This is a genomic window from Haladaptatus sp. HS23 (assembly GCF_056892285.1).
In genome coordinates this window covers 17,055-30,663 of record NZ_JBXGLH010000009.1, presented here as the reverse complement: position 1 = coordinate 30,663, position 13,609 = coordinate 17,055, and the positions used below count along the sequence as shown (strand labels likewise).

Here is a 13,609-nt window from a genome sequence, read left to right as displayed (position 1 = left end):
CGGTATCGTCCGCCAGCAACTGACCGTGCCGGTTCGAAGACGAACCGGCACGGTGATTATCGTCGTCCGCGGTGATATCGTCGTCCGCCTTTTCCGACCTGCAAATCCCCCTGTCGGGTGAGCGCGGCGTTCGTCCGCCACTCGTACTGCCGTATCTCCTCGTCGTGTTGCCGTTGTCGCTGTTCGGTTTGCTCCCTGACCAACTGTCGTCGTCGTTCCCACTCCGGGTCACGGGGACCGCCGTACTTCGGTATCTCACCCGTCTCCTCTTTCCCCCCTTCTACCTCCTCTTTCCTCTCTTCTACTTCCTCTTTCCCCTCGTCCTTCGATTCTTCTCCGGCTTCCCGGACCTCTATTTCGCGCCCCTCCTCGTCGTTCTCTTCTCTCTCGTGTTTGGGAACCCTGCTTCCGTACCGTCCACGATACGAGGAGGGTCCCACCGGCCGTTCGAACTCACCTTCCGACGGCCGCCTTCCCTCGTATCGCCCCGACCCTGCTGGCGGATGGGGTCGCTCCTCGTGTGGTCCCGCTTCGTGTCGTCGTTCGTCCGGCTTCGATGGGTCGTCTACCGCCCCCTCGGTGGCTTGTCCTTCTTCTGCTTCCCGTCCGGTGTTCTCGTCGGATACCATTGGCTCTCTGCCCTGGGATACTCGCAAAAACCGAATAAACCGGCGTGACCGTTCAGACGGTTCGGTACCTCCGTCGTCAGTTTCGAGACGGGTAACGGTGGGTTTCCCCGCTACCGCGTCGATGCCGTGTTCATCGTCGGTTCGGAGTGGAGGAACTCGACGCCGTACTCGGCCAACCACGCGAGCGTCGTTCGAACCGCCGCGGGGTCGGCGACGCGATAACTCGCCATCGTCGGTGGTTCGTGTCCGACTTTGACCCCGAGTCCCGTCTCGGGAAGGACGTGGAACGCGTCCTCGTCGGTTCGGTCGTCGCCGATGTAGAGCGGGAGCCACTCTTCGTCGTCCGGCACACGCCGTTCGTAGAGCCAGCGAATCGCTCGGCCCTTGTGCCACTCCACGTCCGGTCGCAGTTCGATGACCTGCTTTCCGGTCGTAACGTGTATGTCGGCGACGTCCTCGACGGCATCGCGCACCTCCTCACGAACCTCTGGAACTCGCTCCTCGCTCACGAGTCGATAGTGAATCGACGCGGTGACACCCTTGTCCTCGACGAACGCTCCCTCCACGTCGGCGAGTTTCTCGTTGAGGGACGAGGTGAGACGGGCGATGTCGTCCGCGGCGTCCTCGGCAACCGGGTGCGTGTGCCGTTCGCCGTTGGTGCTGATCTCCAACCCGTGATTCCCGGCGTAGGAGATGCCGTCGATATCGACCCGTTCCTGAAGGTCGTCCAACCCGCGGCCGCTGACGATGCCGACTTCGACGCCCTCCGAATCCCGAAGGGCTTCGATGACGGCTCGGGTCGCCGGTGGGAGTCGAACGTCGTCGGGATGGTCCTCTATCGGCGCGAGCGACCCGTCGAAATCGAACATGGCCAACATGCCGTCCGTGTCCCGCAACCGCGTCACCAATGCGTAGAGGTGATGACGGAGTGGGTCGGGTACATCGTTACTCATTGTTGCCGTAGTGATTTCGCCGCCACTTCACGACCTCGTTGAATCGCTTCAATGGTCCGGAACTGAGCGTTCATCCACGCGTACACATCATTCGAATGCACTTGTTTCCTGAGGCCGTGCATCCGTCGTTCCCGCTCCGATTCGGGAAGCGAAAGCGCACGTTCGATCGCATCCACGAACCCTTTCGTGTCGTGTGGATGAACGGATACCGCCTCGTCACCGAGTTCCTCGTCTGCACCCGCCAACTCGCTCAGGAGAAGTACCCCCGGGTCCTCGACTTGGGAGGCGACGAACTCCTTCGCCACGAGATTCATCCCGTCCCGCCGAGCGCTGACGATGCCGAGGTCAGCCTCGCGGTACAGCGCCGCCAATCCCTCCTTCGGCAGGTGTTCGTTCAGGTAGACGATGGGCGTCCACTCGTCGGTTGCGAAGCGGTCGTTGATGCGGTCGACTTCGCTTTCGACCTCCGCTTGCAACTCTCGGTACGCGTCGATTTGGGTCCTGCTCTCGCTCGCCTTCTGGACGTACGTGAACTCGCCACGCCACTCGGGGTGTTGGTCCCAAAACCGCTCCAATGCGGCTAATCGCTCGGGAATCCCCTTCGTGTAATCGAGCCGTTCGACGCCGACCGCGACCGCTTCGCCGAGTTCGTACTCCCGGCGGAACTCCCGCCAGAACGCGGTCGCCTTCCCCGACGTTGCGAGCTCTCGTCGTCCGTCCGCATCGATACCGAGCGGGAAGGGGCGGACGAACGTTCGTCTCCCTTCGTAGACGACGCTTCGAGTCGCTCTGTCCACTCGCGTTCCCGGCAGCATCGCGGCGCAGTCGAGGAAGTTCTGGCAGTAGCGTTCCGTGTGGAAGCCGAGGAGGTCGTTCGCCAATAACCCGTCGAGGAGTTGTTCGTAGTGCGGACACGCCTGAAACGCGTCCCACGAGGGCCACGGAATGTGCCAGAACTGCATGCAGAACGCGTCCGGACAGCGCTCCCGAACCATCCGCGGTGCCACCCCGAGATGGTAGTCTTGGAACCAGACTAACGACTCCTCGGTCGCTTCGTCGGCGATGGCGTCCGCGAAGGCGCGGTTCGCCTGCCGATAGTGGTTCCAAAACCCCGCGTCGGCGTTCATCTTCGCCGGGTCGATGTGGCAAATTGGCCAGAGAACCTGATTGCTGTAGCCGTAGTAGTAGCCCTCGATTCGTTCCTCGTCGAGTTCGACGCGTCGGAGGTCGTAGGATGGCGACTCCGGTGGAACCCGAACGCGCCCGTCGTTATCGGTTACGTCGAAGTCCGCGTCCCCGCTTCCCCACGCGACCCACGTGCCACCGGCGGACTGCATTACGGGGTCGAGTGCCGAGGTGAGCCCCCCTGCGGGACGGCTGACGGTGATGTCTCCGTCCTCGCGTACGTGACTGTACGGTTGCCGATTCGATGCGACTATCAGTTCTCGGTCCCCGAGGAGCGAGGAGACCGTTTCCGCCGTCACTTGGTCCCCTGTCATGATTTCGCTTGTGACCCCCGGTCGAGACATGCACGTCTGTATTCGCTGTTCATTAGTTGTCTGTGGGTCGTGACTCCGACGAATAAGGCAGTCGTCCGTTCAACTGGTTTCGCCATGAAAAACGATGGTAACGAGCGCCTACGATGCGCGTAGCCGAAACCTAGTCGGAAGAAAGGTCTCCTTACGCCCGATTCAGAACGACTCCTGGTCCGGGTCTTCCTCGGTGGTTTCCGCGCCTCCCGCCCCACGGTCCGTGTACCGTTGCCGACCGACTGCCTCGCTGTCGGCCATGTTGAGTATCGACTGTCGCACGTCGTCCGGGGACTCGTACGTCTCGTTGAGCGGTCCGATGACCTCCTCGAAGGTTTCGGAGCCGTTCGGATAACCGATTTCGTACTCGCCGTACTCCGAGATGAGTTCGTCCACGTCCGCGGGATAGTCGTGTTCGTCCAGTTTCTCGCTCAGTTCACCGAGTTCCACGCCCATTTCTCGTTCACGGTCGGACATGGGAACGACGACAGCGGTGAGTCAGTAAGTCCTTCCGGCCGACCCGGCGATTACAAGGGAGTTCCCGTTCACGAAATCGATATGCACCTCTCCGATGCGACGTGGACCGACGCCGACGGCGTGGAGACGGACCTCGCGCTCCTTCCCGTCGGAAGCACCGAACAACACGGCCCGCACGCACCGCTCGGAACCGACTGGCTGAACGCCGAAGCGGTCGCGGACGCGGGCGCGACGGCATACGACGGCGACGTAGTGGTCGCCCCGCCGATTCCCGTCGGCGTGAGCGAGGAACACCGCCAGTTCACGGGCACGCTGTGGGTGTCGGAGGACACTTTTCGCCGGTACGTCCGCGAGACGGTTGCCAGCCTCGCCCATCACGGATGGGACCGAGTCGTCATCGTCAACGGCCACGGCGGCAACGTGGCCGCGCTTCGGGAAGTCGCGGGGACCATCACTCGCCACGACGAGGCCTACGCCGTCCCGTTCACGTGGTTCGAAGCGGTCGGCGACCACGGGAGCGACATGGGCCACGCCGGACCGCTCGAAACCGCGTTCCTCCGCCACACCAACCCCGAACTCGTCCACGAGGACAGAATCGAGGCGGCCAGCGAGGGCGCGAGCGACGGCTGGGGCGAGTGGGTATCCTACACTAACCTCGCCTACGACAGCGCGGAGTTCACGGAAAACGGCGTCGTCGGCGACCCGACGGAGGGAGATGAAGAGCGCGGGGAGGAACTGCTCGAACTGGCGACGCAATCGCTGGTGAAACTGCTCACGGCGGTCGAATCACGGGACGTCGACCGTCCCAACCACGAGTAGACGCTTACTCTTCGTCTTCCTCTTCCTCTTCTTCCTCATCTGCCGCTTCGTCTTCGTCCGAATCCTCCTCGTTCTCGGCTTCCAACTCCTCCAACGACCCCTTCAGGCTCGGAATCGTGCTCGCAAGTTCGCCGACCTGCTCGCGGGCGTCCTCGATGTCCGAGATGGCGGCGTCGATGGTCTCTATCTCCTCTTTCAGGTCGTCGGCGTCCTCGAACGCGTCCGCCCGTTGGCCCATCGCGTACCACTTCTTCGCGTCGTGGAGGTGTTCTTCCGCGTCGCCGACGTCGAGCGCCGACCGGAGCGCGTTGAGCGCCCCGAGCGTGTTCTCGGCGTCCGTCTCCCAGACGGCATCGACGGGCGGCAATTCCTCGCGTGCCGCGGCGAGGTTCTCCTCCACGTCCTCGCGCATTTCGTTCGCCGCTTCGCCGAACAGTTCGTCCTCGAAGGAAGATTGACTCATGTCGTTTGATTGGACGGGATTGCATTTAAAAGATAACCCGAAACCGGAAGTGAAACCACCTTTTACGACGGTCGAACGCCAGCGACGGGTGAAGCTACCCGGTCGCTGGCCGTCTCCCTGTAAAAGCTGGACCAAAAGCACTCCTCCCTCGCTCCACTGCGTTCCGCTCGGTCGTCGGCCCGCTCGCTTCGCTCGCGGCAGGGTTGCTAGTTCCGGACGGAAAGACGGATTGCCTATCGCTCACGTCCGTTCGCTAGCTGAACTCGGTGCTCACCTCACTCCTCCCGAACCGAGTCGATTTTCATCAACGGGTAGCCGTCCTCCATCTCCATCCGCGTGACGACTTCGGTTCCCTCGTGGTTGACGACGATTTCGACTTCCATGTACTTGCCCGTGAGTTCCGTATATTCGTGCTCCATCTCCTTAGCCAACTTCTCGGTCAGGATGTCCACTTCGACCGACTCGCAAAACGGTTGGTTTTCGATGCTCTCCTCGATTGCACGTTCGAGGCTGTCTGCGCTCTCGGGGCTGACGGGCGTGCCCGCGAACTGGTGATACAGCGCGCCGAACTTGATTCCGGCTTCGAAACAGGCGGCGTCTCGCGTCGTCGGTTCCATGGTCGAAACGAGGTCTCGGGGGGTTAAAGTTCGTGATGACATGGAACACGGAGAACCTTTACGTCTTCACCTCTCAACGAACGGTATGGATTACAATTCAGCCCTCGACAGAGGCATGGACGCCGTTCCGGAGCTCGAAACGAGCGACGAGCGGTTCAGCTATCCCGACCCGGCCGTACAGAAGGACGGGTCGTTCACACGACTGACCAACTTGGACGACATCGCCGACGCCCTTTCACGAGACGGCGAGCACGTTCACAGCGCGCTCCAGCGCGAACTCGGTACCAGCGGGAAGTACGAGGACGGCCAAGCGCGATACAGCGGGTCGTTCACGGAATCCGACTTCAACACCGCGCTGGACGAGTACGTGGAGGAGTTCGTCATCTGTTCGGAGTGTGGCCTGCCGGACACGCGACTCGTGCGCGAGAACCGCAACCTCATGCTCCGCTGTGACGCCTGTGGTGCGTTCCGCCCGGTCACGAAGCGAAGCACGACGAACCGAACGCAACAGCGCGATGCCGTCGAAGAGGGTCGGACCTACGAGGTCAAAATCACCGGCACCGGACGCAAAGGCGACGGCGTCGCCGAACGCGGCAAGTACACGATTTTCGTCCCCGGTGCACAGGAAGGGGACGAAGTTCAGATTTACGTCGAGAGCGTCCGCGGCAACCTCGCGTTCTCCCGTCTCGCCTGAGCGGACTCCCAGCGAAAGCTTCTTTTGGGCCACGTTCCGATGAACGTGCATGTACGAATCGCTCCTCGAACTCGGCGTGTTCGCGTTGTATGCCGCCGGGTCGGGGTTGCTGACGATTCTCGGCGCACTGACGGAATATCAGGGTATCCAGAACGCTCTCTCCGGTGATAACATGATGGCACTGTGGTTCGTTTGGATGGGAACGGTCGCACTCATCGCGGGTCTCATGCTCGCTCGCGATAAGGTTCTCCACCGCGTCACGGCGTAAGTACCGCGTCCCGCCCGAAAACCGTATGGTACTTATCGGGGTTGTGCCTCTAGCCGATTGAATGGACGACCCCGTTCTGCTCACGGGTTCCGAGGGCCGCGTCGGGTCGGCGATTCTCGGCGACCTCGAATCGAAATACGAGTGGCGATTGCTCGACCGAGAACCACCAGCGGCGGAACCGCCTCACGAATTCTTCGTCGCGGACATCACCGACTACGATGCCGTGTACGAGGCGGTTGACGGTGCCGGTGCGATTATCCATCTCGCCGGAGACCCCCGTCCGGAAGCGCCGTGGAACAGCGTGCTCGGAAACAACATCGACGGTACTCACACCATCTTGCAGGCGGCGGCCGACGCGGGCGTCGAGAAGTTCGTCTTCGCCTCGTCGAACCACGCCGTCGGCGCGTACGAAACCGACGAGCGGAAACCGGACCTCTACCGGACGCACGGCGAGTTCCAACTGGACGGCACCGAACTCCCCCGCCCGAGCAACCTGTACGGCGTCAGCAAGGCGGCGGGCGAAACGCTCGGCCGATACTACCACGACGAGTTCGACATCAGCGTCGCCTGCGTCCGAATCGGCAACCTGACCGAGGGCCACCCGCCGATAGATTACGAGCGCGGACAGGCGATGTGGCTCTCCTACCGCGATTGTTCCCACCTGTTCGACTGCTGTTTGACGGCCGACTACGGCTACGAAATCGTCTACGGCATCTCGGACAACGACCGTAAATACTACTCCATCGAACGAGCGCGCGAAGTGTTGGGTTACGACCCACAGGACAACTCGGCCCACCACGACGACTGACTTCCATCCCTTCCCGTTTCCCCCTCGTCTTCCCGCTTTTCTCCACCTTCCACTCCGCTTTCTCCCACCAGTTCGATTTTAACCACGCGTCACTTCGGTTGCGACGATGACCGACGACTGGCGCGACCACGACTGGCCGGTGCTCGAATCCGAAGCCGAGTACGAAACCGGCTGGTACACCGGCGGCTACGACCTCGTGGAACAACCCGACGGGACGACGAAGAAATATTACTGGGCGGACCTCCCGCCCGCCGTCGTCATCCTCGCCGTCGAGGACGGACGGGTCGTCTTCGTCGAGCAGTACCGCCCCGCGATTCGGAAGGCCTGCTTGGAGTGTCCCGCCGGAATCGTCGAGGACGGCGAATCCTACACGGCCGCCGCCGCCCGCGAACTCCGCGAGGAAACCGGGTTCGAGGCGGACGGCCTCTCGCTGCTCGAAACGTTCTGGGTCGCGACGGGCGTCCTTCGGCACGAGCGCGGCATCGTCTTCGCGGAGGGTCTCACCCCGGCCGAACGGGAGTTGGACGACAACGAGTTCCTCTCGGTGCGGACGATTCCGGTCGAGGACGCCCTCGCCGCCGCCCGTGAAGACCCGGCCAACGATGCGACGATAGAGGCGCTCCTCCTCGCGGAGGCGGAGAACCTGCTCGTCCCATGAACTGGAAACTCCGCGCGCGACGCGGACTGTCGCTCCTCGGGCACGCGGTGGGCTACGACACCCTCGAACGCCCGGACGGGAAGCGGATTCGACGGAGTTGGTTCGACCCGCCGGACGCCGTCGCCATCGTGGCCCGAACTGGCGACGAACTCGTCCTCATCGAGGAGTACCGCCCGCGACTCGGCGAGCGAGTGCTCTCCTGTCCCGCGGGCCGAATGGACCCCGGCGAATCCTACGAGAGCGCCGCGAAACGCGAACTGTACGAAGAAACCGGCTATCGGGCGCAGCACGTCGAACTCCTCGAAACGTACTATCCGTCGGCGGGCATGCGAAAGCAGCGGGCAGTCGTCTTCGCGTCGGGCCTCTCTCCGGGCGACCAGCACCTCGAATCGGACGAGTTCATCGAGGTACGAACGGTCCCCGTCTCGGACGCCATCGACGAAGTTCGCGCCGGGCCGACGTGTGGATGGGGACTCCCACCGCTTCTTCTCGCACGCGAGGAAGGGTTGCTGTAGGGTTCCTAACCGGGTGGCTTATTCCCTCGGCACCCATAGCCTCGGCCGATGGATGCGGAAATTTCCACGGACGACGTGCACGAACTGGTCGAATCCGACGAGGACGTTCGAATCGTCGATATCCGACCGGAACCACAGTTCGAGAGCGGGCACATACCCGGAAGCGAGAACATCCCGTTCCACACGCTCCCCGACCGGATTTCCGAGTTGGACGGTGCCGACCACGTCGTCACCGTCTGTCCTTTGGGCAAATCGAGCGTACAGGCCGCCCGACTCATCGGCTCGTACGAGGGCGTTCCGACTGATACGTCCGTCGAGAGCATGGCCGGCGGTCTGAGCGACTGGAAGTACGAACTCGAATCGACGGCCGACGCCGAACACGACGCGCCGTTCTGAGGTCCGGTTTTGTCCTCGCGTGCGAGAGTGACACCTCTCGACGTTTCGAAGACCGTTGAAGAATGAACGTGTAGTTATATTCGACCGACAGGCACTTCGTCAGGCGACGTTAAACCCGCGGTCGCGGAGGAAATCCTCGACGCGTCCGGTATGGTTTCCTTGAAGTTCTATCTGACCCTGTTCGACCGTGCCACCGCAGGCAAACTTCGATTTCAGGTCCGAAGAGAGACTATCGACGTCCACGTCTTTCGGGTCAAATCCTTCGATTATCGTTACCTCTTTTCCATAACGGCGCTCGTCGATGCGGATGGTGATCTGCTGGGATTCTTTTGCGACGTCTTCGCAGACGCAAAGCTCCTGAGGCAGCCCGCACGTCGAGCAGACTTCCGACATTACGCATGGGGCTACGAAACCAACCTATTAAACATTGTCGGGTGTGTTGCCATATCGAACGGCGGTCAGCCGTTCGTTTCTCCCCCACCCGTCCCGCGGACGATGTCGTTTACGAGCGACACGGCCTCGTCCGCGTTGTCGCGCGTCACTTCTCCCGCGTAGCGCGTCTTTTCGTACAACGAACCGACACGTTCCGCTCGCCCGTCCACGCCGACGTGTGAGAGCGAGGCGATGTACTCGCGGGGCGTCTCCCCGGGCCGGCGCTTTCGATGCTTGCGCGACAGGTAGTATTCCAACCTGTCGAACGCGCGCTCGACGTCCGCGTCCGGTTCGCCCCGGGGTTGCCAGCGCACCCACATGCTTCGATACGCGCGGTCGACCAGCCCCGTCCGTCTCCCGGTGAGCAACAGTCCGAGGAGCAGTAGGACTCCGTAGAGGAGTTGCGATTTCGATGGCAGTTCGATGTGAATCCCGCCACCGCCGGCGCTCGCGTTCGTCGTCGTGGTGGTGCTCGTCGGACCGCTCGTGCCGATACCGGGATTGTTCCCGCTGCGGCGTTCGGGGAACGACCCGTTCGCCGACCCGTTCGAGGTATCGTTCGTCTCCTCGGACGTGGTACTCGTCGTGGTGGTGGTCGTGGATGTCGTAGTCGTGGGCGTCGTGGTCCACGTTCCGTTTTCGCTTCCCTCCGTGTCGATTCCGGGCTTTCCGTTCTCGCGGGCGGTTTCGACTAGCGACTGCTCGGCATCGACGCGTTCGTCGGTGGGCGTCGGGTCGAATCGAACCCATCCCGTGTCGGGGAAGTACGCTTCGACCCACGCGTGCGAGTCGAGGCCGCGAACCACCCACGTGTCCTCGCTCGTCCGCTGGCCGGGGGTGTAGCCGGTGACGAACCGCGCGGGAACCCCCTGCGTGCGGAGCATGACGACCATCGACGTCGCGTAGTAGACACAGTATCCCTCGTCCATGTCGAAGACGAACGAGTCGGCGACGTTTCCGTTCGGTCGCTTCACGTCGAGCGAGTACTCCTTGTTGGTCTCCAACCAGTCTTCGATGGCGACGGCCTTGTCGTAGGGGTTTTCCGCGTCGTCCGTGATTTCGGCCGTCCGCTGTTTCAACCGCTGTGACGTGCTTCCGGGAACGTGAGTGTACCGTTGTCGAACGTCGCTCGGGTAGTCGGTTCCGGCGTCCCGCAACTCGCTCGGGATTTTGTTCGGAACCTGACTGACGACGCTGTAGGACTGATTCTTCGTCAGCGGTCGTTTCGGCGAGAGGCTCCCGCTGCTTCTGATTCGCGTGTTGTCCCGCTGATTCCCGAGGACCCGAATCGGTTTCCACGCGGCGGGCATCGCGTCGGCTCGGGTCGCTTTGACGGTGAACGTCTGTCGAATCTCGTAGGAGCTTCCCGGTGGCGGCGACTGCTGTTCGTAAGCGCTGCTGCCGCTCGTTTGTATCCAGCCGTTTCCGGTGTAGCGGTCGTAGGACGCGACCTTCCAGTATCCCGCGTCGCTCGCGGTAACGGTGTACTGCACTTTCGGCGACAGTTCGATGCTCCCCTGAACCGAGAGCCGTGCGCTGTTGCTGATGAGGCCACCGCTGCCGCCGCCCGACCCGCCGCCGGTGTTCGACAGTATCGGACTCGCACGTCCGCCGGGGACGACGCTCATCGTCGCCGAGAGGAGTATCATCGCGACCAACGCGACGACCAACACGTCTATCTGACCGACGGTTCCGCCGTACCGCGCCATCGTTCCGAAGGCGACGATACCGAGCGCACCGAGCATCCCTGCGAGCGTCACCAACGACCCGGCGTCGCCCGTGAGGACGAAAAACCCGAGGGCCGCGCCACCGGTCGCCGCCGCGAGTACGTATCGGCGGCGGCAGACGAGATACCACGGGACGAAGACGGTGGCGGGCGCGACGCCCAACGCCCACGCGCCGACCTTTCGCATCTCCAAAATCGAGAGCCCGGTCAACAGGGCGATGTTGTCTGCAATAATCTGTCCGGACTGTGAGACCACGTTGACGCCGCCCGGTATCGTCGCGTAGTAGGTGAACATCCCACCGACGAACAGTACCGTTCCGACGGCGAACGCGACCCACACCGGCAGTTTGCGCGCCAGTAGGGTCGCGCCGACGAACGCACCGGCGGTCAACAGGAGCAGGTCCCCTCTGTCGCCCGCGATGTTCGCGATGTCGTAGAGGATGGTCAGATACGACCCGACGAGGACGGCGGTCGAAACCATCGCGAGTCCCTGATACGGAACCGTGACGCCGCCGAATTCGAATCCCTCTGCCGTACTCACCGGTTCTCACCTCCGTCCGAGCGGGCAACTTCGCCCGCACGAGGTGTTTTCGGTGCGGTCGTCCCCCTGCCGCCCGAGACGAACCGGTCGAACGACATCCTGTCGTTGCCCCACTTGATTTCCGCGCTTTTCCGCTCCGTCGGTCCCCGGACGAGGACGTCCGCTCGCGCTCGCTCGCGCTCGTGAACCCGTCCGCTCTCCATGTGGGCGAGCAGGGTGAGTATCTTCGTCTGCTGTTCCGGCACACCGGACGGGGCGACGCTGCCTTCCGGCGTCGTCACGCCGACGGAGACGCCGCCGTCGAGGAGGGCCGACGCGATACTGGCGGTCGCATCCGCCACCGAATCGACACGACCCGCGTCCGCCTCGGCCGCGATCTCTATCCGTTTGCTCTCCTCTTGTGCTTCGAACTGCCGGACGAGCATCTCGCCCACCGGTCGCTTCGCGCTCGATTTCCAGTGGACGTCCCGGAGCGGGTCGCCGGTCCGATACTCCCGGAGTTGCTCGAACTCGCGTTGGGCCGCGCTCACGTGGCTGTCTTCGAGCGCTCTGACGGTCGTGTCCCCGCTCACCGGCTCTATTCGGGGGAAGACGAGGACGCTTTTCCGAGTCTGGTGGGTGAACGTCCGCTCGAACAGTCCGAACACGTCCTCCGCGACGACGCGAACCGGCCCGATGGACTGCTCACCGCGCTCCGCGAGACGAACGTCGAACTCCACGGCCGTCTCGCCGATGCTCGTCTCCTTCGGCCCCCCGTCGTACTCGAGTCCGTCGCCGAACTCCAACTCGACTGCCCCGGCGAACGGGTCGGGGGCGGTGAAATCGAGCGTTATCGTCACGTTCTCCTCACGCGACCCGACGCTCGGCGCGGACACGTCGAGTTTCGGGTGCTTCGTCCGTTTCAGTTGGACGTATCCGATGACCAGTGCCACCAGAATCGGCCCGACGACGGCGTTCAGCGACCGTGCACCGAACGTCCACGCCAGCAGGAACCCGGCGATACCGACGGCGACGAAGGTCCCGCCACGTCGCGTCAGCATCTCACTCCACCGGGACGTTGTCGAGGGCGTTTCGAACCATCTTGCGCCCCTCCTCGCCGCCCATGACGCCCGAGTTACCTCGGACCCGGTGGGAGAGGACGACTTCCGCCTCGGCCTTCACGTCGTCCGGAATCACGTACTCGCGGCCGTTGAGGACGGCCCGCGCCTGCGCCGCTCGGAGGAGCGAGATGGACCCTCGCGGACTCACGCCGAGTTGACTGCGGTCACGGGTGTAGTTGGCGAGGCGGGTGACGTACTCCCGAACTGGCTCTTGCACCGTCACCTTCGTGATGGTCGCCCTCGCTCGTCGAATGTCGCTCGCGCTCGCGACCGGGTCGAGTCGGCGAATCGGATGCTCTCCGACGACCCGGCGGAGGACTTCGGATTCGTCCTTCGGGTTCGGATAGCCGAGCGAGAGTTTCTTCATGAACCGGTCGATTTCGGCGACCGGCAGTTCGTAGGTTCGGTCCTGTTCGATGGCGTTCTGCGTGGCGATGACGGTGAAGGGACTGGGAACGTCGTGGGTTTTACCGTCTATCGTCACCTGTTCTTCCTCCATCGCTTCGAGGAGCGCGGACTGCGTTTTCGGCGGCGCGCGGTTGATTTCGTCGGCGAGGACGACGTTGCCGAATATCGGTCCGGGTTGGAACTCGAACTCGTTCGTCTTCTGGTTGTAGATGTTGACGCCGGTCACGTCGGACGGGAGGAGGTCGGGCGTGAACTGCACGCGCTTGAACGAACAGTCGATGGAACGCGCTAGCGAGCGGGCGAGCATCGTCTTTCCGACGCCGGGAACGTCTTCGAGAAGGAGATGGCCGCGCGCGAGAATCGTCGTCAAAATGTGTTCCGCGACGTCGTGCTGACCGACGATAACGTGTTCGATGTTGTCGATAATGCGTCCTGTCAAATCCGACGCGTCATCGACCGAAAGTGGGTCCGCGAATTCGTCTGTGGGTCGCTCTACAGGGGTCGGCTCGGGGTCTTTGTTAGCTTCCTTCATGCTATGAATGCGCTATTGAGTCGAAACGGGTCCTGATGGGCAGT

General features: G+C 62.9%; 17 protein-coding genes. 7 read left to right on the top strand and 10 right to left on the bottom strand.

Going from position 1 to position 13,609, the window contains the following annotated elements; genetic code table 11:
- Positions 1-56: 56 nt before the first annotated feature.
- From AC1XDK_RS21170 to AC1XDK_RS21155, 4 genes are all read right to left on the bottom strand, one after another.
- Positions 57-629, bottom strand: coding sequence for a hypothetical protein (locus tag AC1XDK_RS21170; RefSeq protein WP_483351964.1), 573 nt, complete (start codon positions 627-629; stop codon positions 57-59).
- Between the two features lie 110 nt (positions 630-739).
- Positions 740-1,582, bottom strand: a complete 843-nt coding sequence (otsB, locus tag AC1XDK_RS21165) for a trehalose-phosphatase (RefSeq protein WP_483351963.1) — start codon at positions 1,580-1,582, stop codon at positions 740-742.
- Entirely contained in the window at positions 1,579-3,081 is a 1,503-nt protein-coding gene (locus AC1XDK_RS21160) for an alpha,alpha-trehalose-phosphate synthase (UDP-forming) (RefSeq protein ID WP_483351962.1), read from the bottom strand. The genes otsB and AC1XDK_RS21160 overlap by 4 nt, the downstream gene beginning before the upstream one ends.
- Before the next feature lie 192 nt (positions 3,082-3,273).
- Entirely contained in the window at positions 3,274-3,588 is a 315-nt protein-coding gene (locus AC1XDK_RS21155; protein WP_483351961.1) for a DUF5789 family protein, read from the bottom strand.
- Positions 3,589-3,669: 81 nt separating this feature from the next.
- Here AC1XDK_RS21155 and AC1XDK_RS21150 point away from each other — a divergent pair, with 81 nt between their 5' ends.
- Entirely contained in the window at positions 3,670-4,407 is a 738-nt protein-coding gene (locus AC1XDK_RS21150; RefSeq protein WP_483351960.1) for a creatininase family protein, read from the top strand.
- Positions 4,408-4,411: 4 nt separating this feature from the next.
- On the opposite strand, the gene AC1XDK_RS21145 is transcribed toward AC1XDK_RS21150, so the two are convergent.
- Positions 4,412-4,870, bottom strand: coding sequence for a DUF5790 family protein (locus AC1XDK_RS21145; RefSeq protein ID WP_483351959.1), 459 nt, complete (start codon positions 4,868-4,870; stop codon positions 4,412-4,414).
- Positions 4,871-5,145: 275 nt separating this feature from the next.
- Positions 5,146-5,487 carry a dihydroneopterin aldolase family protein gene (locus AC1XDK_RS21140; RefSeq protein WP_483351958.1) on the bottom strand — a complete coding sequence of 114 codons (342 nt, stop codon included), beginning with the start codon at positions 5,485-5,487 and terminating at the stop codon, positions 5,146-5,148.
- A gap of 85 nt (positions 5,488-5,572) precedes the next feature.
- Between AC1XDK_RS21140 and AC1XDK_RS21135 the strand changes: the two genes are divergently transcribed.
- The 6 genes from AC1XDK_RS21135 to AC1XDK_RS21110 all read left to right on the top strand — a co-directional run bounded on the left by AC1XDK_RS21135 (position 5,573) and on the right by AC1XDK_RS21110 (position 8,826).
- Entirely contained in the window at positions 5,573-6,181 is a 609-nt protein-coding gene (locus AC1XDK_RS21135; protein WP_483351957.1) for a translation initiation factor IF-2 subunit beta, read from the top strand.
- Between the two features lie 49 nt (positions 6,182-6,230).
- Entirely contained in the window at positions 6,231-6,449 is a 219-nt protein-coding gene (locus AC1XDK_RS21130) for a DUF8151 family protein (protein ID WP_483351956.1), read from the top strand.
- 61 nt (positions 6,450-6,510) lie between these two features.
- Complete coding sequence (azf, locus tag AC1XDK_RS21125; protein ID WP_483351955.1) at positions 6,511-7,257, top strand: NAD-dependent glucose-6-phosphate dehydrogenase Azf; 747 nt, start codon at positions 6,511-6,513, stop codon at positions 7,255-7,257.
- Positions 7,258-7,363: 106 nt separating this feature from the next.
- A complete protein-coding gene (locus AC1XDK_RS21120) occupies positions 7,364-7,915 on the top strand; it encodes an NUDIX hydrolase (RefSeq protein WP_483351954.1) in 552 nt (183 codons plus the stop codon).
- Positions 7,912-8,430 carry an NUDIX hydrolase gene (locus AC1XDK_RS21115; RefSeq protein WP_483351953.1) on the top strand — a complete coding sequence of 173 codons (519 nt, stop codon included), beginning with the start codon at positions 7,912-7,914 and terminating at the stop codon, positions 8,428-8,430. The genes AC1XDK_RS21120 and AC1XDK_RS21115 overlap by 4 nt, the downstream gene beginning before the upstream one ends.
- 48 nt (positions 8,431-8,478) lie before the next feature.
- The gene (locus AC1XDK_RS21110; protein ID WP_483351952.1) at positions 8,479-8,826 is read left to right on the top strand and encodes a rhodanese-like domain-containing protein; all 348 of its coding nucleotides are present in this window, start codon (positions 8,479-8,481) and stop codon (positions 8,824-8,826) included.
- 99 nt (positions 8,827-8,925) lie between these two features.
- Here AC1XDK_RS21110 and yciH read toward each other — a convergent pair whose 3' ends face one another.
- The 4 genes from yciH to AC1XDK_RS21090 form a co-directional block, all read right to left on the bottom strand.
- Complete coding sequence (gene yciH, locus AC1XDK_RS21105) at positions 8,926-9,219, bottom strand: stress response translation initiation inhibitor YciH (protein ID WP_007979767.1); 294 nt, start codon at positions 9,217-9,219, stop codon at positions 8,926-8,928.
- 65 nt (positions 9,220-9,284) lie between these two features.
- Positions 9,285-11,525, bottom strand: a complete 2,241-nt coding sequence (locus AC1XDK_RS21100) for a transglutaminase TgpA family protein (RefSeq protein WP_483351951.1) — start codon at positions 11,523-11,525, stop codon at positions 9,285-9,287.
- The gene (locus AC1XDK_RS21095) at positions 11,522-12,565 is read right to left on the bottom strand and encodes a DUF58 domain-containing protein (protein ID WP_483351950.1); all 1,044 of its coding nucleotides are present in this window, start codon (positions 12,563-12,565) and stop codon (positions 11,522-11,524) included. Before AC1XDK_RS21095 ends, AC1XDK_RS21100 begins: the two co-directional genes overlap by 4 nt.
- A gap of 1 nt (position 12,566) precedes the next feature.
- On the bottom strand, positions 12,567-13,565 hold the full coding sequence (locus tag AC1XDK_RS21090) for an AAA family ATPase (RefSeq protein WP_483351949.1): 999 nt from the start codon (positions 13,563-13,565) through the stop codon (positions 12,567-12,569).
- Between the last annotated feature and the right edge of the window lie 44 nt (positions 13,566-13,609).